Annotated in this window: 21 protein-coding genes; 6 read left to right on the top strand and 15 right to left on the bottom strand. The window is 67.9% G+C overall.

Translation table 11 applies throughout. From position 1 onward, the window contains the following. Positions 1-59: 59 nt before the first annotated feature. The 7 genes from DID98_RS19325 to DID98_RS19355 form a co-directional block, all read right to left on the bottom strand. The gene (locus DID98_RS19325) at positions 60-1,562 is read right to left on the bottom strand and encodes a M81 family metallopeptidase (RefSeq protein WP_124571227.1); all 1,503 of its coding nucleotides are present in this window, start codon (positions 1,560-1,562) and stop codon (positions 60-62) included. Next, positions 1,559-2,839 carry a Zn-dependent hydrolase gene (locus DID98_RS19330; RefSeq protein WP_124571228.1) on the bottom strand — a complete coding sequence of 427 codons (1,281 nt, stop codon included), beginning with the start codon at positions 2,837-2,839 and terminating at the stop codon, positions 1,559-1,561. The genes DID98_RS19325 and DID98_RS19330 overlap by 4 nt, the downstream gene beginning before the upstream one ends. 34 nt (positions 2,840-2,873) lie before the next feature. Further along, positions 2,874-3,575, bottom strand: a complete 702-nt coding sequence (locus DID98_RS19335; RefSeq protein ID WP_044847066.1) for an ABC transporter ATP-binding protein — start codon at positions 3,573-3,575, stop codon at positions 2,874-2,876. Next, positions 3,572-4,339 (bottom strand): ABC transporter ATP-binding protein, encoded by a 768-nt coding sequence (locus DID98_RS19340; protein ID WP_124571229.1) that lies wholly within the window; start codon positions 4,337-4,339, stop codon positions 3,572-3,574. Before DID98_RS19340 ends, DID98_RS19335 begins: the two co-directional genes overlap by 4 nt. After that, positions 4,336-5,379 carry a branched-chain amino acid ABC transporter permease gene (locus DID98_RS19345; protein ID WP_124571230.1) on the bottom strand — a complete coding sequence of 348 codons (1,044 nt, stop codon included), beginning with the start codon at positions 5,377-5,379 and terminating at the stop codon, positions 4,336-4,338. The genes DID98_RS19340 and DID98_RS19345 overlap by 4 nt, the downstream gene beginning before the upstream one ends. After that, the gene (locus tag DID98_RS19350) at positions 5,376-6,236 is read right to left on the bottom strand and encodes a branched-chain amino acid ABC transporter permease (RefSeq protein WP_124521209.1); all 861 of its coding nucleotides are present in this window, start codon (positions 6,234-6,236) and stop codon (positions 5,376-5,378) included. The genes DID98_RS19345 and DID98_RS19350 overlap by 4 nt, the downstream gene beginning before the upstream one ends. Positions 6,237-6,305: 69 nt before the next feature. Beyond that, on the bottom strand, positions 6,306-7,514 hold the full coding sequence (locus tag DID98_RS19355; RefSeq protein ID WP_124488055.1) for an ABC transporter substrate-binding protein: 1,209 nt from the start codon (positions 7,512-7,514) through the stop codon (positions 6,306-6,308). 233 nt (positions 7,515-7,747) lie between these two features. Between DID98_RS19355 and DID98_RS19360 the strand changes: the two genes are divergently transcribed. Then, the gene (locus tag DID98_RS19360; protein ID WP_124571231.1) at positions 7,748-8,602 is read left to right on the top strand and encodes a FadR/GntR family transcriptional regulator; all 855 of its coding nucleotides are present in this window, start codon (positions 7,748-7,750) and stop codon (positions 8,600-8,602) included. Between the two features lie 67 nt (positions 8,603-8,669). On the opposite strand, the gene DID98_RS19365 is transcribed toward DID98_RS19360, so the two are convergent. The 3 genes from DID98_RS19365 to DID98_RS19375 form a co-directional block, all read right to left on the bottom strand. Further along, complete coding sequence (locus DID98_RS19365) at positions 8,670-10,094, bottom strand: aldehyde dehydrogenase family protein (RefSeq protein WP_124571232.1); 1,425 nt, start codon at positions 10,092-10,094, stop codon at positions 8,670-8,672. Positions 10,095-10,130: 36 nt separating this feature from the next. Then, positions 10,131-11,528, bottom strand: coding sequence for an aspartate aminotransferase family protein (locus tag DID98_RS19370; RefSeq protein WP_124488058.1), 1,398 nt, complete (start codon positions 11,526-11,528; stop codon positions 10,131-10,133). Positions 11,529-11,592: 64 nt separating this feature from the next. Further along, positions 11,593-12,984, bottom strand: coding sequence for an APC family permease (locus DID98_RS19375; protein WP_124571233.1), 1,392 nt, complete (start codon positions 12,982-12,984; stop codon positions 11,593-11,595). Positions 12,985-13,250: 266 nt separating this feature from the next. On the opposite strand from DID98_RS19375, the gene DID98_RS19380 reads away from it, so the two are divergent. Beyond that, on the top strand, positions 13,251-14,339 hold the full coding sequence (locus DID98_RS19380; RefSeq protein ID WP_124571234.1) for an AraC family transcriptional regulator: 1,089 nt from the start codon (positions 13,251-13,253) through the stop codon (positions 14,337-14,339). 232 nt (positions 14,340-14,571) lie between these two features. On the opposite strand, the gene DID98_RS19385 is transcribed toward DID98_RS19380, so the two are convergent. From DID98_RS19385 to DID98_RS19400, 4 genes are all read right to left on the bottom strand, one after another. Beyond that, positions 14,572-15,822: a trans-acting enoyl reductase family protein gene (locus DID98_RS19385; RefSeq protein ID WP_124571235.1), complete on the bottom strand. Its 1,251-nt coding sequence runs from the start codon at positions 15,820-15,822 to the stop codon at positions 14,572-14,574. Between the two features lie 54 nt (positions 15,823-15,876). Then, the gene (locus tag DID98_RS19390; RefSeq protein WP_124571236.1) at positions 15,877-16,776 is read right to left on the bottom strand and encodes an acetoacetate decarboxylase family protein; all 900 of its coding nucleotides are present in this window, start codon (positions 16,774-16,776) and stop codon (positions 15,877-15,879) included. Positions 16,777-16,889: 113 nt separating this feature from the next. Next, positions 16,890-18,617 carry an FAD-dependent oxidoreductase gene (locus DID98_RS19395; protein ID WP_124571237.1) on the bottom strand — a complete coding sequence of 576 codons (1,728 nt, stop codon included), beginning with the start codon at positions 18,615-18,617 and terminating at the stop codon, positions 16,890-16,892. A gap of 12 nt (positions 18,618-18,629) precedes the next feature. Next, the gene (locus DID98_RS19400; protein WP_124571238.1) at positions 18,630-19,754 is read right to left on the bottom strand and encodes a Rieske 2Fe-2S domain-containing protein; all 1,125 of its coding nucleotides are present in this window, start codon (positions 19,752-19,754) and stop codon (positions 18,630-18,632) included. 229 nt (positions 19,755-19,983) lie between these two features. On the opposite strand from DID98_RS19400, the gene DID98_RS19405 reads away from it, so the two are divergent. From DID98_RS19405 to DID98_RS19420, 4 genes are all read left to right on the top strand, one after another. Beyond that, the gene (locus DID98_RS19405) at positions 19,984-20,622 is read left to right on the top strand and encodes a TetR/AcrR family transcriptional regulator (protein WP_124488064.1); all 639 of its coding nucleotides are present in this window, start codon (positions 19,984-19,986) and stop codon (positions 20,620-20,622) included. 86 nt (positions 20,623-20,708) lie between these two features. Continuing rightward, the gene (locus tag DID98_RS19410; RefSeq protein ID WP_124488065.1) at positions 20,709-21,401 is read left to right on the top strand and encodes a pentapeptide repeat-containing protein; all 693 of its coding nucleotides are present in this window, start codon (positions 20,709-20,711) and stop codon (positions 21,399-21,401) included. Between the two features lie 448 nt (positions 21,402-21,849). Then, complete coding sequence (locus tag DID98_RS19415) at positions 21,850-22,020, top strand: hypothetical protein (protein ID WP_221622533.1); 171 nt, start codon at positions 21,850-21,852, stop codon at positions 22,018-22,020. Between the two features lie 268 nt (positions 22,021-22,288). Then, positions 22,289-23,365, top strand: coding sequence for a polyamine ABC transporter substrate-binding protein (locus DID98_RS19420; protein ID WP_409362230.1), 1,077 nt, complete (start codon positions 22,289-22,291; stop codon positions 23,363-23,365). A 196-nt stretch (positions 23,366-23,561) separates the two neighbouring features. Here the strand turns inward: DID98_RS19420 and DID98_RS19425 are convergent, their stop codons facing one another. Then, on the bottom strand, positions 23,562-24,128 hold the full coding sequence (locus DID98_RS19425; RefSeq protein ID WP_044847683.1) for a DNA-binding protein: 567 nt from the start codon (positions 24,126-24,128) through the stop codon (positions 23,562-23,564). Between the last annotated feature and the right edge of the window lie 20 nt (positions 24,129-24,148).

Below are 24,148 nucleotides of genomic sequence, written 5' to 3' on the forward strand. Positions count from 1 at the left end.
GGTCGATGCCACCGCATGATGCACGAAAGCGCGCGAAACCGGCGTCTCGTGCCCGCCGCTCAGGTCGTGCGCACGCCCGCGCTGTCCCACCGGCCGACGTCGTCGAGCGGATACACGGGTCGCGCGAGCCGCTCGTAGCGGAACAGCCCGTAGTCCGATCCGGTCACGCCGCGGCTGTCGCACTCGACGAGCGCGGCCGCGATCGGCACGAATACCGGCCGGCAGTACATCCGCGACTTCAGCAGCAGGAATCGCGCGCGGCGCGGATCGATGCCGACGCTCTCGAACACGCCGAGATCCCACGGCTCCTGCGTGCGCTCGGTGACGACCAGCGTCGCGTCGCCGATATCGAGCACCGCCGCGCGGCCCATGTATGCGCGCTGGCCCGTATACGTCGGCCCGGCAATCACGTATTCGCCGTCGGTGATCGCGCGCACGATGCCCGTCGCCCGAAACGGCGCGCGCCGCGCGCCGCCGTGCGACGGCATCCGGTTGCCGACCGGCACGGTCACGGTCGCGCCGACGCCCGCGCCGATCAGCGCCGCGACTGCATCCGGGTCGCACAGCGGCCCGCTGACGATCCCGTCGAGCCCCTGCGCGAGCGCTTCCTCCAGCAGGTCCATCGTGTCGCACGGGCCGCCCGACATGCAGTTGTCGCCGTGATCGAGCATCAGCACCGGACGGTCAGCACCGCGCGCCAGCGCCGCGGCCTGCGCGACCGATTCCGCGAGCGGCGCGCTGCGGTAGACGAACGCGTCGCGTGCGTCCCAGATCTGCCGGGCGATGCGCTCGGCCACCGCGTCGGCCGCCGCGTGGTCGCCATCGGCGACCACGACGATGCTGATGCACGGCGCGGGAATGTCCGCGAGCGAGAAGCCGGGCAGCACCGATACCGCCAGCATCCCGTCGGCTTCGGCCGCGCGCGCGGCCTCCACCGCGCGCCGCATCGCGCCTTCGGCGCTCGCGCTGCGCAGCGTCGACGTCATCAGCGGCGGCTGCCGCCACGCGAGCACGGGCCGAGCGCGGCCGTGCAGCCGGTCGAGCAGCACACGCGCCGCGTGCTCGCCCGTCTCGTACATGTCGACGTGCGGATAGGTCTTGAAACTGACGATCACGTCCGCATGGTCGATCATCTTCTGCGTGACGTTCGCGTGCAGGTCGAGCGCGACCGCGATCGGCGCATCGGGCAGCGCGGCGCGCACGCGCGCGAGCAGGTCGCCCTCGCCGTCCGCGCTCTGCTCGGCGACCATCGCGCCGTGCAGGTCGAGCATCACCGCGTCGCAGCCGGGCGCGGCCGCGACGATCGCGTCGCAGATCGCCGCATACGCGTCGGCGGCGACCGGCCCGCTCGGGTTCGCGGCCGCCGACACCGGCGTGACGATCTCCGCGCCTGCGCGAGCCGCCGCATCGATGAACGCGGCCATCGCGGTACGCATCCCACGATTCGCGCGATACGCGTCGTCGCCCCAGTCGGGGCCGTTGCGGCCGAACGCGGCGAGCGGCGTCGGCACCGGCGAGAACGTATTGGTTTCGTGGTTCATCCGGGCGATCAGGATCTTCATCGCGTGGCGCCCTCCGCCACGCCCGCCGCGCCGAGCATCGCATGCAGCAGCACGTTGCAGCCCGCTTCGAGGTGGGCGGGATCGGCGTCCTCGATTTCGTTGTGGCTGATCCCGTCCTTGCACGGCACGAAGATCATCGCGGTGGGCGCGACGCGTGCGAGATACACCGCGTCGTGACCCGCGCCGCTGATCACGTTCATCGACGACAGCCCGAGCGCACCGGCGCCCGCGCGCACCCGCTCGACGAGTGCCGCGTCGAACGGCTGGGGAGCGAAATACACGACCTGCTCGACGTCGATCCGCATGTCGGCCACCGCACCCAGATCGGCGCAGGCCGTGCGCAGTTCCGCATCCATCGCCGCCAGCGTCGCATCGTCGGCCGCGCGCAAGTCGACGGTCAGCGTCACGCGGCCCGGAATCACGTTGCGCGAATTCGGATGGACGTCGACCCAGCCGACCGTGCCGCGCCCGTGCGGCGGGTGCGCACGCGCGATGCCGTTCACCGTGCGCACGAGATCGGCCGCGACCAGCAGCGCGTCGCGCCGCAGTTCCATCGGCGTGGGTCCCGCATGCGCCTCCATCCCGTGTACGGTCACGTCGTACCAGCGCTGCCCGAGCGCGCCCTCGACCACGCCGATCGTCGTGTCGTGCGCCTCCAGCACCGGCCCCTGCTCGATATGCGCTTCGAAATACGCGCCGACCGGATGCACACCGTTCGCGTCGCCCGCATAGCCGATCGCGGCCAGCGCATCGCCCACCGATGTGCCGTCGCGATCGCGTTGCGCGAGCGCGTGGTCGAGCGTGAACGCACCCGCGAACACGCCGGAGCCCATCATCACGGGCACGAAGCGCGAGCCTTCCTCGTTGGTCCACACGGCTACCTCGAGCGGCGCACGCGTACGCACGCCCGCGTCGTCGAGCGTGCGCAGCACTTCGAGGCCGGCGAGCACGCCGTAGTTGCCGTCGAACTTGCCGCCGGTCGGCTGCGTGTCGATATGGCTGCCCGTCGTCACGGGCGGCAGGTCGTCGCGTTCGCCCGCACGTCGCGCGAAAATGTTGCCGATCGCATCGATGCGTACCGTGCAGCCGATTTCCTTCGCCCACGCGACGAACAGGTCGCGCGCCTCGCGATCGAGTTCGGTGAGCGCGAGGCGGCACACGCCTCCCTTATCGGTCGCGCCGATTTGCGCGAGACGCATCAGGCTGTCCCACAGCCGCGCGCCGTCGACGCGCAGGCCGGACGCCGTGGCGCCCTGTGTCGAATCCAGAACTTGCATCGATGGAATTCCTCGCAATGAACGGGCCCGGCGCTTACGCGACGCCGACACCCAGGTAACGGTCCTTCACCTCGTGATCGGCCGCGAACGCCGCGTTGCTGCCTTCGTAGACGATCACGCCCTGTTCGATCACGAAGTGGCGGTCCGCAAGCTGCGTGCACACTTCGAGGTTCTGTTCGACGAGCAGGATCGCGACGCCGGCCGCCTTGATCTGCTTCAGCTGCGCGACGATCTCCTCGACGATCACCGGTGCGAGCCCTTCGACCGGCTCGTCGAGCATCAGGAGCCGCGGGTGGTTCATCAGCGCGCGGCCGATCGCGAGCATCTGCTGCTCGCCGCCCGACAACTGCGCGCCGCCGTTGCGGCGGCGCTCCTTCAGGCGCGGGAAGATCCGGTAGATATCGTCGAGTTGCCACGGCGAATCGCGGCGCGCGCCGAGCCGCAAGTTTTCCTCGACCGACAGCAGCCGGAAGATGCCGCGATGCTCGGGCACGAAGCACAGGCCGCATGCGGCGATCCGGTGCGCGGGCTGCCCGGACACCGGCCGGCCGGCGAACGTCACCGTCCCGCCGGTCGGCGCGACGACACCCGCGATCGCCTTGAGCGTGGTCGATTTGCCCGCGCCGTTGCGGCCGAGCAGCGTCACCGTCTCGCCTTCGTTCACGTTCAGCGAAATGCCCTGCAGCACGTGGCTCTTGCCGTAGCAGGCGTGAACCTCCTTCACGTCGAGCATCATGCGCGGCCTCCGGTGATCATGTTGCCGAGATACGCGCTGCGTACGCGCGCGTCGCCGCGAATCGCATCGGGCTTGCCTTCGACCAGCACGCGCCCCTGCTGCATCACCGTGATCGTGTCCGAGATGTCCATCACGATTCCCATGTTGTGTTCGATCAGCACGACCGTGTAGTCGTCGCGCAAGCCGCGGATCAGCGCCTTCATGTCGTCGAGGTCGTCGATGCCCATGCCCGACGTCGGCTCGTCGAGGAAGATCGCGCGCGGCCGCGCCGCAAGCGCCATCCCGACCTCGAGCCGGCGCTGCTGGCCGTGCGACAGCACGCCCGCCGCCGTGTCGGCGAAGCGCTGCAGGCCGAGCCGCTCGAGCACCTCGTCGACGACGCCGTCATGCGCGAGTGCGCCGCGCGGCGGTGCCCACGGATTCAACGCGCGCCGCGATTCGACGCCCTGCGCGGCGACGCGCAGGTTCTCGCGCACGCTCAGGTTCGGAAACAGGCTCGTCACCTGGAACGAGCGTGCGATGCCGCGCCGCACGCGCTTGTGATCGGGTTCGCGCGACACGTCGTGACCATCGAACAGGATCGAGCCCGACGTGATCGGCAGCGTGCCGGTCAGCGTATGGAACAGCGTCGTCTTGCCGGCACCGTTCGGGCCGATCACCGAATGCACGGTGCGCGGCATGATCCGCAGATCGACGCCGCCCAGCGCCGTGAACTTGCCGTAGCGCTTGACGATGCCGCGCGCTTCGAGAATCGCTTCGCTCATTGCCGCTCCCTGGCCGTAGCCGCAGTGCGATCGGCGCGCCGCAGCGATGCCGCGACGCGTTCGCCGAGTCCCCACAACCCGCGCTGCATGAACAGGCTGACCGCGATCAGCACGAGGCCGAGCAACAGCAGCCAGCGCGGCCACAGCGTCGACAGCCAATCCGCGAACAGCACGTAGAATGCCGCGCCGAGCACCGACGCGAACAGGTTGCCCGTGCCGCCGATCACCGTCATCACGAGGATCATCTCGCTCGTGTGATAGTCGATGTTCGACAGCGGCGCGATGCCCGTCATCAGCGCGTGCAGCGCCCCCGCGAGGCCCGTGACCGCGCCCGAGATCACGAACGCCGCGAGCTTGAAGCGCTGCACGTCGTAGCCGGCCGCCGCCGCGCGCGCCTCGTTGTCGCGAATCGCGAGCAGCGTGCGGCCGAACACCGAGCGCGATACGCGCAGCAGCAGCCAGAACACCGCGACGAACAGCACCGCGACGAAGCCGTAGTAGCGCCACGGCGAATCGAGCGGGACGAGCGGATGCCCGAATGCGGCGAGCGCGGGGCGCGGGATGTCGAGCAGCCCGTTGTCGCCGCCCGTCAGATCCGGCGTCGTATACGCGAGGAAGTAGAACAACTGCCCGAACGCGAGCGTCAGCATCACGAAGTAAGTGCCGCGCTGCCGGATCGAGAACCAGCCGACGAGCGCGGCCGCGGCGGCGCCGAGCACGGCGGCCGCGACGAGCGCAACCGTCACCGACCCGACGCCGTGCGTCAGGACCAGCCCCGCCGCATAACTGCCGAGCCCGAAGAAGATGCCCTGCCCGAACGAGAGCAGCCCCGTATAGCCGAGCAGCAGGTTGCAACCGAGCGCGGCGAGCGCGAACACCAGCACTTCGGTCGCGAGCGAGCCCGAGCTCAGCGCCAGCGGCAGCACGCACGCGACGGCCACCGCGAGCCAGCCCTCCGGCCGCCGCAGCGCACCGCACCACGGCCGCGAACGCTGCGAGGCTGCCGCCGCGGGCGGCAGCGGTTTCGACGATTCGATCATGCGGCCCTCCCCAGCAATCCGTTCGGACGCAACAGCAGCACGGCCGCCATCGCGACGTAGATCATCAGGCGCGCGCCTTCCGGCCACAGCGTGCTCATCAGGCTCTGCACGATGCCGACCAGCAGCCCGCCGACGAGCGCCCCGAGAAAATTCCCCATCCCGCCGACGACGACCACCACGAACGCGACGCCGAGCGCCTCGATGCCCATGAACGGATCGACGCCGCGGATCGGTGCCGCGAGCACGCCGGCGAGCGCGGCGGTGGCCGCGCCGAGCGCGAACACGAGGCTGAACACGCGCGTCACGTTGATACCGAGCAGCGACACCATCTCCGTCGATTCGCTGCCCGCGCGCACCGTACTGCCGAGCCGCGTGCCTTCGAGCACCCACCACAGCAGTCCGGCGAGCACGGCCGTGAACGCGATCACGAACAGCCGGTATTTCGGGTAGACGAAGCCGCCCCAGATCACGACGCCGTTCAGCGCGTCGGGCGGCGGCACGTTGTCGCCGAGCGGGCCCCACGCGAGGATCGCGCACTCCTGCAACACGAGCGCGAGCCCGACGGTCGCGAGGATGTGGAATTCATGCTGTTGCGCATACACGTGACGCAGCACGAGCTTCTCGACGATCCACGCGAACGCGCCGACCACGAGCGGCACGACCGCGAGCGCAACCCAGAAGTTTGCCGACCATTGCAGCGCCTGGTAGCAGAGGTACGCACCGAGCAGATAGAACGCGCCGTGAGCGAAGTTCACGAAGCGCAGCAGGCCGAACACGATCGACAGGCCGACGGCGAGCAGGAAATACAGCATGCCCACGCCGATGCCGTTGACGATCTGCAGCAGATAGACGTTCATGGCTTCCGTATCGGAAAGGAGTGAAACGGACGTCCGCGGCGCGCGACGGCCGCGAACGCGCCCATCGCGTTACGCGAGCTTGCACCCCGTCTTGTCGACGGACAGGAACGATTGCCCCGAGCTGACGATATCCGCGTAGTCGTCCGCGTTTTTCATCCGGCTCTTCGGCTTGCCCTTCAGCAGGTAGTAGTTCTTCAGCACCTGGTGGTCGCCCTTGCGGATTTCTTCCGGGCCCGTGAGACCGTCGTACTTCATGCCTTCCATCGCCGCGACGACCTTCTTCGGATCGGCGCTGCCGGCCTTCACCATCGCGTCGAGCAGGATCTTCGAGCAGATGTACGAACCCGCGAGGCTGTAGTTCGGGTTCGCCTTGAACGCGGCGTTCGCCCGCTTCACGAAGTCGCGATTCAGCGGCGAATCGATGCCGTGCCAGTACTGCGCGCCGAAATACACGCCGTCGCAGATGTCGGGGCCGAGCGCCTCGAACTGCTCGAGGCCCGACGCCCACGCAAGCAGGATCGTGCAGTTGCGCTTCATCCCGAAGCTGACGGCCTGGCGCAGCGTGTCCGACGATTGCGAGCCGAAGTTCAGGATCAGCAGCACGTCCGGTTGCGCGGCCGCCGCGTTCGTCAGGTAGCCGCTGAACTCCTTCTCGGCGAGCGAGTGGTAGCTGTTGCCGACATGCTCGATGCCTTTCTCCTTGAAGATCGCCTTCGCGGCGGACAGCAGGCCCTCGCCGAACACGTATTGCGGCGTGATCGTGTACCAGCGCTTCGCTTTCGGCAGCATCTGGAGCAACGGCCGCACCGTCTGCTCGATCGCGCCGAAGGTCGGCACCGACCAGCGAAACGTCGCATCGTTGCAGTCCTTGCCGGTCAGTTCGTCCGCGCCCGCCGTCGTGATGAACACGCCGCCCGCCTTCTGGACTTCCTTGCCCATCGCCAGCGATTCGGACGACAGGATGCCGCCCGCGAAAAAGCGGGCCCCCTTCTGCTGCGCGATCTCCTGCACGCGCCGCACGGCGGTCGCGGGCTTGCCCTCGGTGTCGAGTGCCGTATACGCGAGCGGCGCACCGAGCACCTTGCCGTATTGCCGGACGGCGAGCTGCATGCCGAGATCGGCGTACTTGCCATTGGCGGCGAACGGCCCCGACATCGGCACCGGGCAGGCAAGCTGGATGGTCGAACCCTGCGCGAATGCGGCACGGGACGACATGCTGCCGAGCGCGCCCGGCACGGCCGACAGCGCGGCCAGTTTCAACAGTTCTCGGCGATTCAAGTTGACGCTCCTGATAAAGGGGGACACACGATGCGACCGACTGCCAAACCCAAACCGTATCCACGCCCTGCAGGATGCGCGTTGCCGGTTGATCCTATTTATCATGATAAATAGAATGAACCTGATGCTAGAGTTGATCAAAATTGGTGTCAATCAGGCAAAATTCCGTACCCCGCGCCCGAACGGATCGTCGACGACGATGTGGCGCGCAGTCAGACAAAGGAGTCTTGAAGATGGTCATGGACCGAGCCAGGGCGGGCCTCGCGGTCGAAATCAAGCAGCCGAAGCGGGCGGATCTCGTCGCCGAGGAGATCAAGCGGCTGATCACCGAGAAGGATCTGAAACCGGGCGACCGCCTGCCGCGCGAGGCGGAACTGCAGCAGCTGTACGCGGTGAGCAAGAGCACGATCCGCGAGGCGCTGAAGTCGCTCGAGGTGCAGGGGCTCATCAAGGTTACGACGGGGCCGTCGGGCGGCGGGATGGTCGTCGAGGTGCCGCTCGACCGCACGCTGCAACTTCTGCAGAACTACCTGTTCTTCAAGGACGTGACGATCGACGACATCTACACGGTGCGCAAGCTCCTCGAACCCGAGCTGGCGGCGGGCGCCGTGCCGCACCTGACCGAGCGCGACTTCGCGGCGCTGGAGGCGAACATCGCGTGCTGCGACGGCGCGTCGGGCGTGCACGACCGCGGCCACATGCTGCGCCAGCGGCAGGAGGACACGACGTTCCACGACATCCTCGCGGCCGCGAACCCGAACCCCTTCCTGCGCTTCAGCTGCGAGCTGATCAACGAGATGATCCGGCAGCTGATCGAGTTCAGGAACGATACGCCGCTCGCGGAGCACAAGCGCTTCGGCGAAGCGAACGTGTCGATCCACAAGGAAATCCTGCTGGCCGCGCGAGCGCGCGATGCCGAGCGCGTACGTGCGCTGATGGTCGAGCACATGACCGAGGCGCCCAAGCACGTGAAACGGATGAAAGGGAAGCTGCGCGGGCGCTTGATCCTCGACTCCGAAATCCGCAGGCGGGCCGCCGCGCCCGTTTCGGGCGCCGACGCGGCCGCGGCGGATGGCGAGGACAACTGACTGTCGGCACACGCGAAGCCGGCTCGCGGCAAAAGCCGACCGTCCGGCGGCGGTCGGCCAGCGCCGCTCACGCGTACCCCGTCGTGCCTTTCGTCTCCAGATATTCGACGAGGCCGAACTCCGCATACTCGCGTCCGTTGCCCGAACGCTTGTAGCCGCCGAACGGCGCGGCCGGGTTCCACGCCGGATAGTTGATGTGCACGTTGCCCACGCGCAAGCGCGCCGCGATGCGGCGGGCACGCTCGAGATCCTTCGTCTGCACGTAAGCCGCGAGCCCGTAGGCCGAATCGTTCGCGAGCGCCACGGCTTCATCCTCGGTCCGGTAGGTCAGGATCGACAGCACCGGCCCGAAGATCTCCTCGCGCGCGATCGTCATGTCCGGCGTGACGTTCGAGAACACCGTCGGCTTCACGTAGAAGCCGTCGCCGAGCCCGTCCGGACGGCCGGGCCCGCCCGCGACGAGCGTCGCGCCCTCGTCGATGCCGCTCCGGATCAGCTGCTGGATGCGGTCGAACTGCGTGCGGCTGACGACCGGCCCGATGCCCGTTTCCGGCGAACGCGGATCGCCGACGACGGTGCGCGCAGCCTCATCGCGCGCCGCCGCCTCGGCCGCGGCCAGCTGATCGACGTGCACGAACATCCGCGTCGGCGCGTTGCACGACTGCCCGCTGTTGCTGAAGCAGCTGCGCGCGCCGCGCGTGACGGCATCCTCGATGTCGGCATCGGGCAGGATCAGGTTCGGACTCTTGCTGCCGAGTTCCTGGTGCACGCGCTTCACGGTATCGGCCGCGGCCTTCGCGACTTCGACACCGGCGCGCGTCGAGCCCGTAAACGACACCATGTCGACGTCCGGATGCCGCGACAGCGCATCGCCGACCTCATGCCCGTAGCCGTGCACGAGGTTGAACACGCCCGGCGGCACGCCCGCTTCGTGCAGGATCTCCGCGAACAGGATCGCGCTGAACGGCGCGATCTCGCTCGGCTTGAGCACCATCGTGCAGCCCGCCGCGAGCGCCGGCGCGACCTTGCAGACGATCTGGTTGATCGGCCAGTTCCAAGGCGTGATCAGCGCGCACACACCGATCGGCTCGTGCGACACCAGCAGCGAATCGGTCTGCGTGCTGAACCGGAACGACTGCAGCGCGCGGATCGTCTGTTCGAGATGCGCGGTGCCGACCGCGGCCTGCATCGCGCGCGCGAACGCGATCGGCGCGCCCATCTCCTGGCTGATCGTGCGCGCGACTTCGTCGTAGCGGCGCCGGTAGATCTCGAGCACGCGCTGCAGCAGCGCGACGCGCGCGTCGACCGTCCAGCGCGAATACGCGTCGAATGCCCGCTTCGCCGCGCCGACCGCGCGGTCGACGTCGGCCGGCCCGCCGATCGCGAGCCGCGCATACGGCTTCGCGGTCGCCGGATCGATCACGTCGATCGCGCGCGCATCGGCCGGATCGCACCACTGTCCGACGATATAGCTCTGTTGTGAGGTTCGCATCGAAGGCTCCTGGAATGACGAACGGTGCTGCCGCGCTCAGCGCGTCGCCCGCGCGTAAGTGTCGGCGAGAATGTCGCGGATCTTCGCGACGAACCACACGATCTCGTCGCGCGACATCACGAGCGGCGGCGAGAACTGCACGATCGGCGTGCCTTCGTGGTCGACGCCCGCGCGGCACAACAGCCCGGCTTCGAAGATCGCGGGCGCGAGCAGCGTCGACACGAACGTCTGCGCGCTGATGCCGGCCGCCCAGCGGCGCGCGGCCTTGTCGGTCACGAGTTCGAGCGAGTAGTGGTAGCCGTCGCCGCGCACGTCGCCGACACACGGCAGCTCGAGCAGGCCGTCGAGCGTCTCGCGGAACACCGCCTCGTTGGCGCGGACGTTCGCGAGCACGCCTTCGCGCTCCATGATCGCGAGGTTCGCGAGCGCGGCCGTGCACGCGACCGGATGGCCGCCGTAGGTCGCGCCGTGCAGGAACATCTGCTGCGGGCCGGCGAGCACGGTGTCGACCACCGTGTCGCTCGCGATCACGCCGCCGAGCGGCACGTAGCCCGACGCGATCCCCTTCGCGAACGTGATGAGGTCCGGCTTCAGCCCGTAACGCGTCGACCCGAAATATTCGCCGAGCCGGCCGAACCCGCAGATCACTTCGTCGGCCACGAGCAGCACGCCGTGCCGGTCGCACAGCGCGCGCAGCCCCTGCGCATAACCGGCCGGCGGCGTCAGGCTGCCGCCCGCGTTCTGCAGCGGCTCGACGACGAGCGCGGCGACGGTGTCCGGCCCTTCCTGGACGATCAGCGCTTCGATCTCGTCGAGCAGATGGCGCGTGAACTGCGCCTCCGTCTCGCCTTCCGGCCGCCCGTAGCGCTTCGTATTGCTCACGTGCCGCACGCCCGCCATCAGCGGCTCGAAATGCTTGCGGAAGTTGGTCATCCCGTTCAGCGCGAGCGCGCCGAACGACGTGCCGTGATACGCGACGCGCCGCGCGATGAACTTGCGCCGCTGCGGCTCGCCGCGCGCCTGGTGATACTGGCGCACCAGCTTGATTGCCGATTCGTTCGACTCCGAGCCGCTAGACGTGAAGAACACGCGGTTCAGGCCGTCCGGTGCGAGCGCCGCGAGCTTGTGCGCGAGGCGGATCGCCGGTTCGTGGCCGTAGCCCCAGTTGGTCGCGAACGGCAGCCGCACCATCTGCTCGCGGATCGCGTCGCCGATCTCCGCGCCGTGGCTGTAGCCGACCTGCACGCAGTACAGCCCGGCGAGCCCGTCGAAATAGCGCTTGCCGTTGCGATCGACGAGCCAGCAGCCTTCGCCGCGGTCGAACACCGTCAGCGCGTGGTCGCGATACGCATCGGCATGCGTGAAGTGCATCAGCAGATGGCGCTTGCCGAGCGCCTGCAGGTCCGCATCGAGATTGACGTCAATACCGTTCATGGGTCATTCCTCCTTCAGGGATTCGAAACCGGCGGCCCGCAGCCGGAAGCCGCCGGCCGGTCGTTCAGTTCATCGACAGCGTGGGCGCCGGGCGCGTGAAGCCGCGCGTGAGCCACAGCAGCTGGCACAGCCCGATCACGAGCCAGCCGATGCCGACGTAGAAGGTCTGGCGCGACAGGCCCGACCACAGCCAGACGTTCATCGCGAAGCCGAGCGCCGGCACCGCGCCGAACCTGATCCAGCCCGCGAAGCGGCGATGTTCCGGGCGGCCGAGATAGCTGCGCATCACGCACAGGTTCACGACCGCGAACGCGACAAGCGCGCCGAAGCTGATCATCGTCGACGCGAGATCGAGCGAGATGAACAGCGCGGACAGCGACACGACACCGACCGCGAGCGTCGCGCGCACCGGCGTGCGCAACCGTGCATGCAGGTGGCCGAACACGCGCTCGGGCAGCACGCGGTCGCGGCCCATCGCGAACAGCACGCGCGTGACGCTCGCCTGGCCGGCCATCGCGCTCGCGAAACAGCCGGCCACGTAGACCGCGACGAACAGCGCCGACAGCGTGCCGCCGCCGATGCGCCGCATCAGTTCGAGGCTGGCCGAATCGAGATCCTTGAACGCATGCCAGTCCGGGAACACCACCTGTCCCGCATACGCGATCAGCATGAACAGCAGGCCGCTCGCGAGCGTGCAGAGCAGGATCGCGCGCGGCACCGTGCGGCGCGGCTCGCGCGTTTCCTCCGACAGCGTCGACACCGCATCGAAACCGAGGAACGACAGGCACAGGATCGCGGACCCGGCGAAGATCGCCCGTGCGTCGTCCGACGACGGCAGCGCGAGCGTCGGCGCCAGCCCCTCGCCGCTCGCGACATGCGCGGCCGCCGCGACGAAGACCGCGATGAACACGAGCTGGCTCGCGATCAGGATCAGGTTCACGCGGTTGACGAGCCGGATGCCGACGATGTTCAGCCCGGTGACCAGCGCGATGCTCGCGACGATCCACACGCTGGCCGGCACGGCCGGGAACAGCTGTTTCATGTAGATGCCGATCGCGAGGTAGCTGATCATCGGAATGAACAGGTAGTCCATCAGCAGCGCCCAGCCGACCATGAAGCCGGCCGAGGTGCCGAAGTTGCGGCTCGCGAACGTATAGGCGGAACCGGCGCTCGGCATCAGCCGCGCCATGTGGCCGTAGCTGCGCGCGGTCAGCAGCATCGCGACCAGCGTGACCGCATACGCGATCGTCAGGTGTCCGTTGGTTTCGCGCGTGACGATCCCGTAGGTCGTGAACACCGTCATCGGCAGCATGTATGCGAGGCCGAAGATCACCAGCGTGAACAACCCGAGCGAATGCGCGGCGCGTGACCCTGCGTCGGCGTGCCCGTCCGTGCGTGCCCGCACGTCGTCTGTCGCGGCGCTGGGCGTGCGCTGCTCCGGCCTGGTGTCTTTCATGCTGTCCTCACGTGGCGTGGTCCATGACATCAACACTCGTCTCGTCGGCAATGCGGGCAGTGCAGGCACTGCAGGCACTGCAGGCATTGCGCGATCCGGAAACGAGTGTGGTGCGCCAAAAAATCGACGACGAATGAGAAAAGCGGACGTAATCGGGGGATATTTCCGGACGCGTGGCAGCCGGCCGCCCCCCGCTGATGCGGGCCCTCTGGCGTTTCGCGGACATTCCGGCTATGTTCTACGCGAACCCGTTGCCGCCCCTCGCCATGGACAGCAAGTCCCATCGACCTCAAAGCCGCGCCGAACGCAGCCTGCGTTCGGCGCTCGGCCTCGCGCGTCCGGCCGGACGCCAGGAAGACATTCCCGCCACCGTGCACGCGATCGCGGTCGCGCTCGACGAATGCCGCGTCCGGCACATCGACGGCGCCGCGCTGCTCGAGGGCACCGGCCTCGGCGCGGCCGAAGTCGCGTCGCCGAACCTGCACGTGAATCGCGGCCAGGAGCAGCGTTGCTTCCGCAACCTGCTGCGCTGCAGCGGCGTACCGTCGATCGGCCTGTCGATCGGCGCGCGGCTCCATGTGTCGACGCTCGGCCTCGCCGGTTACGCGATGCTGATCAGCGGCTCCGTGATGCAGGCGTTCCGGTGCATGAGCCAGTTTCCGCTGTTCATGGGGCTGTATTTCGACGTGCGCGTGCACGCGCACGCGGACGGGATGAGCGTGACGATCGGCCGCTACAACGGCGAACCCGACCTCGAGGTGTTCCAGACCGACATGTGCCTGTCGAGCCTGCGGCTGATCGTGTCCGATCTGGTCGGCAAGCCGGTATGGCCCGCGCAGCTGCATCTCGCCCGCCGCACGCCGCGCAACGGCGCGGACTACGCACGCCACTTCGACTGCCCGGTCACGTTCAATGCGGGCGAGAACCGGCTCGTGTTCACGAGCGTGAACGGCACGGAAGCCCCGCGGCTCGCGAACGAAGTCAGCTTCAATGCGCTGCATGGGCAATGCGAAGCGCTCGAACGGCAGTGGGCCGCGTCGGTCGGCACGCGTTTCGCCGATCGCGCGAAGGAGTTGATGGCGCGCGACCTCGCGCGCTTCAAGTCGATGACGTCGCTCGCGAACGCGCTGCACCTGACCGAGCGCACCTTGCGACGCCGGCTCGACAAGGACGGCATCACGTTTCAGTCGCTGCTCGACGACGTGCGTCGCCAGGAGGCGGTGCGGCTGCTCGAAGAACCGGCGCTGAGCGTCGCCGCGATCGCGGAGCGGCTCGGCTACAGCGAGCCGCGCAGCTTCCGCCATGCGTACCGGCGCTGGACCGGCAAGACGCCGCGCGCGGGCGCGAACGACTGAAATCGCGCGGCGCGCGAACGTCAGCCACTCCGCGCCGTACCGGCACTTCCCGGCCTCGTCATGGGCAACGCGCGCCCGCGCAAAGGCAAGGCGAAAAACGCCCGCCCTTGAACTTCACTTAAAGGTTACGGTTTGCCTCGGCAAGCGTATCGAGGCCATGGGTATGTGTCCTGCCATCCGACAAAATGGCGGCGCGTCGATTCCTGTCGACCCGGACGCGTGCGCCACGCGCTCAAAGCACCTCGAAACGCAACCCGGCATGACGCACGAGGCGCTCGACGAAGCGCTCGTCGAACATCGTCGCGGGCGTCCAGAAGCCCCCGCCGCGCCCGGTCTTCTCGCCGTCGAGGCTGCAATCCAGCGCGAGGCTGAGCGCGGCCTGGCCCAGCATCTTCCCGGTCGAACCGTAGCCCGGATCGCGATCGCCGGTGACTTTCACGCGCAGCGTCCGCCCGTCGTCGGCGCGCCCGAAGAAGCGCAGATCGAAACGGCCGGCCAGCTGCGCGGCGACGCTCGGCCCCTCGCCGGGCTTCGGCAGCAGGAAGCGCTCCATCAGGCTGCGCGCCGGCTTGACGAGAACGCCCGCCATGAACGCGCCGAGGCCGGCCATCATCGCGAGCGCGGCGAGGCGGCCCTTGAAACCCGTGCCCGTGATGACCGCTTCGTCATACGCGAACCGGCTGCCGTACGCGTCGTCCGCGAGCGCGTTCGAGCGATGCACGACGCGCTCGTTGATGGCCGCCATCACGAACGGCGCAATCCACGTGCCGCCGTCGCGATCGAATTCGGCCGACCGGACCGCGTGCTGCCGCACCGTAAAGCGATGATCCTTCGGACACAGCGCATACGGATCGAGCAGTTCGCGGCGCAACGCGGGATCGGCCGCGGCTTCGCGCACGACGTTGATCACGCTCGCGACCGTTCCGCCCGACGCGCCGCCCTTCAGCGTCTTCACGCGCATCTTCACCTGCGTGGCCGGCCGGCCCCACTGCCGCCGCGCGTGCTGCTGCAGGAACAGGACGCCGATGTCCGACGGCACCGAATCGAAACCGCAGCAATGCACGATGCGCGCGCCCGATTGCCTGGCCGCCGGTTCGTACCGTTCGATCATCCGCTTGATCCACTGCGTCTCGCCGGTGAGATCGCAGTAGTCCGTGCCGGTCTGCGCGCAGATCCGCACCAGCGGCTCGCCATACAGTGCGTACGGCCCGACGGTCGACACGACGACGCGCGTGCGCTCGCACAACGCACGCAACCGCGCTTCGTCGGCGGCATCGGCCACGATGATCGGCTGCGCCTGCCATGCGGCGCCCAGCGCATCCCTGACCTGCCGGAGCTTCGCCTCGGAGCGGCCGGCGATCGCCCAGCGCAGCGATTCTCCGCTGGCCGACAGGTATTCGGACAGGTAGCGCGTCAGGATCTGACCGACGAAGCTGGTGGCACCGAATACGACGAGATCCAGATCACGGGTCGGCTGGGTCATCGATGTTTCCTCCGAAACGGGTTGGTTACGAGCAGCCGGATTCATCGAACGGGTTCATCGAACGCTCCCCAATGGCGTCGGCTGATTCAGCACCAGCTGGGCATCCTTGACCACGTCGAACCGCACGATGGTGGATACACCGAGCCCGTCGAGCAGCTGACTCAGCGGCCCGCCGTGCCGCACCAGCTCGATGCCGCGCGGCAACACGCGCTGTGCGAACGATAGCGTGTTGGTCTGCACCGAACTCTGGTGCCACACGCCGTCGACGAGATTGACCATGGTATTCGTGCCCATCCGCGACTGCGACGGCACGTCGATCAGCGCGGGCGACGGTGCGTTCAGCGTCAGGTCCGGCCGGCCGTCCATCCCGGCGATCCGCGCGCTCACGCGTGCGCCGATGTTCATGTCGATATCGGCGAGCCATTTGGGCAGCTGGTAGCCGTGCACGCCGCGCACCCGTGCGATTTCCGTGGTGACGGGCAGCGCCAGCACATGCGCGAAGAAGCTCCGGCGCCGCATCGCGTCGAGCAGCTCGAGCGCATGCGAGCCGCGCGCACCCGGCCGGCGAATCACGACCGCGACGGACACCTCGTCATACGGATCGTTGTCGCAGACCGAATACGAAAAGAACGTCAGCGCGACCAGCCCGTAACCGGGAAATGCGCGCAGCGGTTCGAGCGGCACCGGCAGCGTGGTACGCAGGCGCTCGAGTGGCGCGAGAAACAGCAACTGGATGCTGCTGGAGCGATAGTAGAAATTTGGCGCCCAGGTCGGACCGACGCGCGACGCGACCTGACGCTTCGGAATCCGACGGAAAAAATCGATGTTCCCGGCGGCGGGATCGCACGCGACCGCGTCGAGATCCGGATTCATCCGGAACCGGTCGTAGTACCCGCCTTCGGGCACATCGACCTTGTGGGGCCCGAATTCGACCTGTGTAAAGCGCCTGTCCATCTGCGTTGCCTCTCGTCGAAGATTGATCGTCGCAGGCAACGTGCGGGCCCGCCGATTCACTGCCGTCAGCAGGCACTCTAAGATTCAACTCGACTTCAAGGTCAAGGCCTCGACTAGAGGAAGCGGTCGGAACGCGCGGCCGCGATGTGATCGGCCGCGACATAGCCGAACGTCATCGCCGGCCCGATCGTCGAGCCGGGGCCCGGGTAGGTCTTGCCCATCACGGCCGCCGACGTGTTGCCGAGCGCATAGAGGCCGTCGATCACCGAACCGTCGGAACGCAGCACGCGCGCATGCGCATCGGTACGCAAGCCGCCCTTCGTGCCGATCTCGCCCGGGTCGACCCGCAGCGCATAGAACGGCGCACGCTCGATCGGCCCGAGGCATGGATTCGGCTTCGACGACGCATCGCCGTAGTAGCGATCGAACAGGTTGCCGCCCTTGCCGAATTCGGTATCGATGCCGGTGAGCGCGTAACCGTTCATCCGCTCGACCGTCTGCGCGAGCCCCCGCGCATCCACGCCGATCTTCGCGGCCAGCTCGGCCAGCGTGCCCGCGCGATAGATGACCGAGTCGAGCCAGCCGGGCGGGATTCTGCTGTCCGGCTGCACGCTGCCCGGCAGCAGCACGCCGCACGGATAACGCTTGCGATATTCGGCATCGAAGATCAGCCACGCGGGCACGTTGGCCCGCGTGTTCGCATGGTCCGCATACATCGCGTGGATCACGTCCGGATACGGCGCCGATTCGTTGACGAAGCGCCGCCCGAGCCGGTTGACCATCACGCAGCGCGGCGCCGAGCGCTCGACGAACAGCCCGCGCTGCTTCTCCTCGCCCGGCACGCGCACCGTCGGCACGCCCCAGACGAAGCCCATCAGCGCGACGTCGGCCCCGAGCGCGAGCCCCGCGCGGATGCCGTCGCCGGTGTTGATCGGCGGCGCCGCGCTCCACTCGGCGCGCGTCGGCTTCGGCAGAAATTGGTCGCGCATCGCCTGGTTCGCCTCGAATCCGCCGCACGCGAGCACGACGCCATGCGTCGCACGGATGCCGAACGGCCGGCCGTCGCGCTCGACGACCACACCGTTCACGCGTGCGCCGTCGGTGTGCAGCGAGCGCATCGGCGTTGCGAGCCACAGCGCGATGCCGCGCTGCTCGAGCGCCGCGCGCAGGCTCGCGACGAGCGCATTGCCGAGCGTCAGGCGCCGGTCGCGCGGCGTGCGGCGCCGCCATTTGAAATCGGTGGCATAGCGCAGCATCAGGCGCGCGGCGAGCCGCAGCCAGCCGCGCTCCTTCGTGAGGATCGTGTGCGCCTCGATCTGCGTCATCGCGATGCGCCCGCCGATCAGCGTCGCCGGCGAAGGCGCGCGCAACGTGTCGAAATGCGCGCCGAGACGCGCGGCATCGAACGCCGCCGGCTCCATCGTCCGGTAGCCGGGCTTGCCGCCCTTGCGGTCCGGGTAGTAGTCGGGATAACGCGGCACCGCATTGAACCGCGTGTGCGCGTGCTTCGCGAGATACGCGACCATCTTCGGGCCGTTGTCGAGATACGCATCGATGCGCTGCGCGTCGAAATCCTCGCCGACCACGTCGCGCAAATACATGATTGCTTCGTCGTACGAATCGCTGCCGCCGAGCGCGGCGATCTGGTCGTTGCACGGAATCCAGATGCCGCCGCCGGACACCGCCGTGGTGCCGCCATAGACGGTGCTCTTCTCGACCACCAGTACCGACAGCCCCTGGTCATGCGCACGCAGCGCCGCCGTCATCGCGCCCGCGCCGGAACCGACCACCACCACGTCGTACGTGGCGTCGCCGAACGAATCGTGTCGATCGTCGTACATGATCGCCTCCGCTCAGATCGTGGCAAGGCAGCTTGCCGCATCGGCCGGCACGTCGGCGAGCTGGCGCCAGGCGCCGTGCTCGCCGCGGTATTCGTGCACCTCGACGCTCGCGTGCCGCGCGGGCAGCTCGCCCACGTCCGTGTAGAACTGCTGGTACCACTGGCGCAGCCGATAGATCGGGCCGTCGCCATCGCACAGCAGCGGATTGTCGACGCGCGTCTTGTGGTCCCAGATCGCGACGTCCTCGCGAAATGCCGACTGCGCGGCCAGCACGTAGCCGTCGACCATCGCGCGATTCTGCTCGTCCGTCAGCGCCGGATTCTTCTCGACCATCACGCCGAAGCGCAGCTCGAAGCTGTTCGTATCGATCGGCACGTGGCTGTTGAGCAGGATCGACCTGAGCGGCTGCCCGTGCGCTTCGCCCGTCATCAGCGTGACGTGGTATGCCGGGCCGAAGTAGGCCGAGTCGGCCGTCAACCCGCCGCTGCCGGCCAGCCGCGTGCTGCCGCCGCGCAGCTTCTGGTAGGCAACCGGGCCCGCGAACGTGTTGCAGAAGTAGTCGATCGGCGCGCCATGCACGGGGCCGAAGTGCGCCATGTCGGACTGGTTGTCGATCAGCTCGCGGCAGTTCGTGTCGATCACCCACTTGACGATCGCCCAGTCGCTCCACGCATCGGAGAAGCACGCGTCGATGCGCGGAATCTCGACCGCCGGATCGGGCCCATTGCCCTCCGGATCGTTCCACACGAACAGCAGGCGGTTCTGCTCCATCACCGGCCACGACTTGATGCGCGCCTTCGGCGGGATGCGCTGCGAATACGGAATCGCAGTGCAGGTGCCGTCGCCGGCCCACGACCAGCCGTGAAACGGACACACGAGCGCGTTGCCGTCGACGTGGCCGCGCCCGAGGTCGGCGCCCATGTGCGGGCAGTAGCCGTCGAGGATTCGCAACTGCCCGTCCTCGCTCTGGAACACCGCCACGCGCGTGCCGAAGATCGACAGGCCGTGCGCGCGGCCGTCGCGGTAGTCGTCGGCGAGCCCGAGGCAATGCCAGCCGCGCGCGTAGCGCGCGTCGATGGGTGCGGCATGAATCCGGTGAACGGGATGCCGGCTGGCCGGCGCGGATGATTCGGTCATGGATCGTCTCCTTCCAGTCGAAAGGCGCAGCCCTGCACCTGCGTGGCGGACCTTGCCGGGAATATGCCGGGCGGGTCGATGCACCCGGCGCTATGTCACAAAACATTTATTTTGTGACGCATAATGGCACAAATTCCATTTTTGTGACAACGTATGCGAAAATTCCGAACCGACGCATTCGGTCGGCTCATCGGCACACGCCGCGCAACGCACGGCAACGAGGAAAGGTATGGATCGGCAACTGCGCTGGGGCGACGCCAGCAGGATGGACAGCGTCAACGACGGGCGAAGCGCGATCCTGCGCGCCACGCTCGACGCGATGATCGAGCACGGGATCGACCGTTTGTCGATCGACGACGTCGCACGCCGCGCGAACATTTCGCGGCGCACGCTGTACCGCTACTTCGGCACGAAAAAGGAGCTGATCCAGGGCGTGATCGGCATCCAGAACGCCGAGTTCTTCGACGAGATGCAGCGCGCGCTCACCGCCTTCGAGCACGACTTCGAGGCCTACTGCGAAGAGAGCGTGTGCTTCGCGGTGCGCTATCGCGATCGTCATCACGGCGGCTTTCACCACAACTATCTGGCCACGAGCCTGTCCACCGACGTGTTCGGCTACATCGTCGAGAACATCGCGCCGATGTGGCAGCGCGTGCTCGAAAAGCCGTACCGTGAATACGTCGCCGTGCACGGCGCGCGGGTGCCCGCGCTCGACGACATCATCGCGCTGATCAGCCGTATCGGGCTCGCGTACTGCCTGGTTCCGGCTGACGAGCAGGCGATGCGCGCGCAGATGCGCATCCTGTGGACGTTCCAGCGCGAGCCGGCCGGCAAGCCGGTCGCGGCCCGGATGAAGGCCGCGCGCTGAGCGGCGGCGCCCGCGCGATGTCGCGCAGCCCGGCCGATACCATCCGATACCGGCCTCGAACATTTCAACTCACACCGGACTACCCCATGACGACCTGCGGAGTTTCCGTCTCCGGCCGAACGCTCGATCGCGCCGACCTGCTGCTTCTCGTCGAAGGCTCGCCTGCGCCGCTTCGTCTCGAAGACTGCGATCTCGAAGGTGCGGACCTGTCGCGGCTCGATTTGCGCGGCGTGCGATTCGAGCGCTGCGCGCTCGCGGAAGCGTCGTTCGTCGGCGCGACGCTCGCGCAGACCGCGTGGATTCGCTGCCGCGCGCGCCAGACGAGCTTCGCGTCGGCCGACCTCGAGGACGCGCAGTTTCAGTCCTGCGATCTCAACAACACGAACTGGCGCCGCAGCAAGCTCGGCTCGGCGCGCTTCGACGAATGCAGGCTGACCGGCGCCGACTTCGAGGAATGCAAGTCGCTCGGCATCGAATTCGCGAACACGTTGCTGGTCGGCGCGAGCCTGCGCCGCTTCTCGTTCCGGAAAACGCGGCTCGTGGCGCTCGACTTCTCGGATGCCGATCTCGCCGGCACGGACTTTCGCGACGCCGTGTTCGAAGGCGGCAGCCTGCGCAACGCGCATCTGAACGACGCCCGGTTCGACGGGGCCGACCTGCGCGACGTGGAGCTCGGCGGCACGCCGAAGCTGCTCGCGTCGGGCGTGCTGCGCGGCGCGACCATCTCGTATGACCAGGCCGCGATGCTGATCGAGAATCTGGGGATCCGGGTCGCCTGACGACCGCACGCGCGTTGCTTCGCCCCGCGGCCGACATGCGCGACGCCGGCCGCGAACCGCGCATGTCGCGTGAGCTGCCAGCAATCTGTCGAATATTCTCATCACTTCGACCGCATCCCGAACGGCACACGTCACGCACGCCCTTGCGCTCACGCTCGACGACCCGATCCGTCGACGCGCGAATCACTAGGGAAAATCCGGAGACATCCTTACAGCGATTTACCTGATGATTCACAGGAACGCGATGTTTCGGCGATTTCGCTTTGCATCATGCTTTCGTTTTGCTTGACGGTCCCGCTGCCGCCGCGCGGCAAATGCGGCGATCGACATGTGAAACGGCCAGCGTCCGCGAGTCGCCGGGTGTTCAATACTTTCAACAACCCGGTCGAGAGCAATCGTGAGAATCCGTGGCCCGCTGGTGCGGTGGAGACGAGGCGATGCGCGCAACGTGCGTGCATCGATCTCGTCCACCGGCGACAGTGACCGCCGGCAAAGTCCTCGCCTGCATCTGTCGATCTACACCATCCTGTCCCGCCGTTCCGTCCGCCGTCACAACGCCGTCGCCGCGCGCGCATACGTCGCGATCCACACCGACGACGTGGCGTCGCTGCTGCCTTAGCGCGCCCCCTCCGTTCCGTTCGACCTGCGCATCGTGTCGCGTGACTCGCGACAGGGTCGGCTCGCGTTGCGTGCCCTCACGATTCGCTTCGCAGGCCGAGCCGACTCCTGATCATCATGCACCGCCGGCGTTCGTTTCGAGCGCCGGCCGGTTGCACACGTCCATCCCTTGAACCGTGGCGCGGCGAGCAGCCAACCGCCGAGCCTCCCGATACGAACGACAAGCCATGCAACTCCGCACCCTTCGCCGCACCATCGCAACCGCCGCCATGATGTCCGTCGCGGGCATCGCCTCCTTCGTCACTACGCACGCCCAGGCCGCCGGCGAGCTGAACATCTACAACTGGTCCGACTACATCGCGCCGGACACGATTCCGAATTTCCAGAAGCAGACCGGCCTGCACGTGCGCTACGACAACTACGACAGCGACGACACGCTGCAGGCGAAACTGCTGTCGGGCAACTCCGGCTACGACATCGTCGTGCCGACGTCGAACTACATGGCCAAGCAGATCCAGGCAAACGTCTACCAGCCGCTGGACAAGACGAAGCTGCCGAACCTGTCGAACCTCGACCCGCTGCTGATGAAGATGGTCGCCGATGCCGATCCGGGCAACCAGTACGGCGTGCCGTGGGCGTATGGCACCGACGGCATCGGCTACAACGTGCAGGCGGTGAAGAAGGCGCTCGGCGACAAGGCGCCGGTCGACAGCTGGGCGCTGGTATTCGACCCGGCCAACATGGCGAAGCTGAAGAGCTGCGGCGTATCGTTCCTCGACCAGGCCGTCGACGTGTTCGCCGCGACGCTGCAGTACATGGGCAAGGATCCGAACAGCACGAATCCGGCCGATTACCGCGCCGCATACGAGGTGCTCAAGAAGGTGCGCCCGTACATCACGCAGTTCAACTCGTCGGGTTACATCAACGATCTCGCGAACAACGACCTGTGCGTGTCGTTCGGCTATTCCGGCGACGTCGGCATCGCGCATCGCCGTGCGGCGGAAGCGAAGCGTCCGTACGAGGTCCGCTTCGCGAATCCGCGGGAAGGCGGGCTGCTGTGGTTCGACATGATGGTGATCCCGAAGGATGCGCCGAACCGCGATGCCGCGCTGAAGTGGATCAACTACCTGCAGGACCCGAAGGTCAACGCGGGGATCACCAACGCGGTGTTCTATCCGACCGCGAACAAGGCCGCGCGCCAGTTCGTGAAGCCCGCGATCGCGCGCGATCCGTCGGTCTATCCGGCCGACGAGGTGCTGAGCAAGATGACGCTGCTCAAGCCGATGCCGCCCGAGATTCGCCGGCTCCAGAACCGGTTGTGGGCGCAACTGAAGACGGGGCGCTGACCAGCACGGGGCGGCTCAGTCGGGCCGCCCCGACAGATCGCCGGCACGCACCGACGCGTTCCCGCGACGATCATCCGCTGTTCGGGAAACGGCCGCGGATGCACGACCGCCGATCCGAACGGGCCGTGCTCGACCGGCTGCACGACCAGCCGCCGTCGGCACTCGCACCCGGCGACTGATGCCCGGCCTCGCCGCACTATCGCTGCGCCGGCTCCGCATGCGGCAACGCCGCCGCGAACGCTGCGTCGATGAAGCGAATCACGTCGTCGAGCGACGACGTGCACGTCGCGCCCGCGGCGAGCTCGCGAAACGCGCCGTCGGGCCCGAGGCAGATGAGCGGCTTGCGCCAGCGCTGCGCCAGCGCGATCTCCTCGGCGGTCCCGTGCCCGCCGGGCAGCGCGACGATCAGGTCGCTGCTCAGCACGTTCACGTAGTTCCGGTTGATGGTGTGCGGATCGGCGCCCGGTTCGCGGCGCGGCAGCGGCGTGAGGATCGGGATCTCGACGAACGGATGCGGGTAGCCGTCGAGCGGCACGAAGCCCGCGTGCGGATCGGCCTGCGTCGGCAGGATGCCGATCGACCGGCCGGCCCGCCCCGGCACGCCGGCGAACGCGCGCGCGACCGCCAGCATCACGCCTTGGCCGCCGCCCGTCAGCAGGTTGAAGCCGGCCTGCGCGAGCCATGCGCCGAGCGGCTCGGAAAACGCGAGCCACGGTTCCTTGCCCGAGCCCATCACGCCGATCGTTCGGTGGTTGCGTTGCATCATGTATTCCGGTGATGTGA

Origin of the sequence: Burkholderia sp. Bp8984 (assembly GCF_003853755.1) — a bacterium.
Taxonomy (GTDB): Bacteria; Pseudomonadota; Gammaproteobacteria; order Burkholderiales; family Burkholderiaceae; genus Burkholderia.

What these genes read in the sequence shown, in the direction of transcription:
- DID98_RS19325 (WP_124571227.1), bottom strand. Translation starts at nt 1,562, where the DNA reads ATGAAGATCCTGATCGCCCGGATGAACCACGAAACCAATACGTTCTCG.
- DID98_RS19330 (WP_124571228.1), bottom strand. Translation starts at nt 2,839, where the DNA reads ATGCAAGTTCTGGATTCGACACAGGGCGCCACGGCGTCCGGCCTGCGC.
- DID98_RS19335 (WP_044847066.1), bottom strand. Translation starts at nt 3,575, where the DNA reads ATGATGCTCGACGTGAAGGAGGTTCACGCCTGCTACGGCAAGAGCCAC.
- DID98_RS19340 (WP_124571229.1), bottom strand. Translation starts at nt 4,339, where the DNA reads ATGAGCGAAGCGATTCTCGAAGCGCGCGGCATCGTCAAGCGCTACGGC.
- DID98_RS19345 (WP_124571230.1), bottom strand. Translation starts at nt 5,379, where the DNA reads ATGATCGAATCGTCGAAACCGCTGCCGCCCGCGGCGGCAGCCTCGCAG.
- DID98_RS19350 (WP_124521209.1), bottom strand. Translation starts at nt 6,236, where the DNA reads ATGAACGTCTATCTGCTGCAGATCGTCAACGGCATCGGCGTGGGCATG.
- DID98_RS19360 (WP_124571231.1), top strand. Translation starts at nt 7,748, where the DNA reads ATGGTCATGGACCGAGCCAGGGCGGGCCTCGCGGTCGAAATCAAGCAG.
- DID98_RS19365 (WP_124571232.1), bottom strand. Translation starts at nt 10,094, where the DNA reads ATGCGAACCTCACAACAGAGCTATATCGTCGGACAGTGGTGCGATCCG.
- DID98_RS19370 (WP_124488058.1), bottom strand. Translation starts at nt 11,528, where the DNA reads ATGAACGGTATTGACGTCAATCTCGATGCGGACCTGCAGGCGCTCGGC.
- DID98_RS19375 (WP_124571233.1), bottom strand. Translation starts at nt 12,984, where the DNA reads ATGAAAGACACCAGGCCGGAGCAGCGCACGCCCAGCGCCGCGACAGAC.
- DID98_RS19380 (WP_124571234.1), top strand. Translation starts at nt 13,251, where the DNA reads ATGGACAGCAAGTCCCATCGACCTCAAAGCCGCGCCGAACGCAGCCTG.
- DID98_RS19385 (WP_124571235.1), bottom strand. Translation starts at nt 15,822, where the DNA reads ATGACCCAGCCGACCCGTGATCTGGATCTCGTCGTATTCGGTGCCACC.
- DID98_RS19390 (WP_124571236.1), bottom strand. Translation starts at nt 16,776, where the DNA reads ATGGACAGGCGCTTTACACAGGTCGAATTCGGGCCCCACAAGGTCGAT.
- DID98_RS19395 (WP_124571237.1), bottom strand. Translation starts at nt 18,617, where the DNA reads ATGTACGACGATCGACACGATTCGTTCGGCGACGCCACGTACGACGTG.
- DID98_RS19400 (WP_124571238.1), bottom strand. Translation starts at nt 19,754, where the DNA reads ATGACCGAATCATCCGCGCCGGCCAGCCGGCATCCCGTTCACCGGATT.
- DID98_RS19405 (WP_124488064.1), top strand. Translation starts at nt 19,984, where the DNA reads ATGGATCGGCAACTGCGCTGGGGCGACGCCAGCAGGATGGACAGCGTC.
- DID98_RS19410 (WP_124488065.1), top strand. Translation starts at nt 20,709, where the DNA reads ATGACGACCTGCGGAGTTTCCGTCTCCGGCCGAACGCTCGATCGCGCC.
- DID98_RS19420 (WP_409362230.1), top strand. Translation starts at nt 22,289, where the DNA reads ATGATGTCCGTCGCGGGCATCGCCTCCTTCGTCACTACGCACGCCCAG.
- DID98_RS19425 (WP_044847683.1), bottom strand. Translation starts at nt 24,128, where the DNA reads ATGCAACGCAACCACCGAACGATCGGCGTGATGGGCTCGGGCAAGGAA.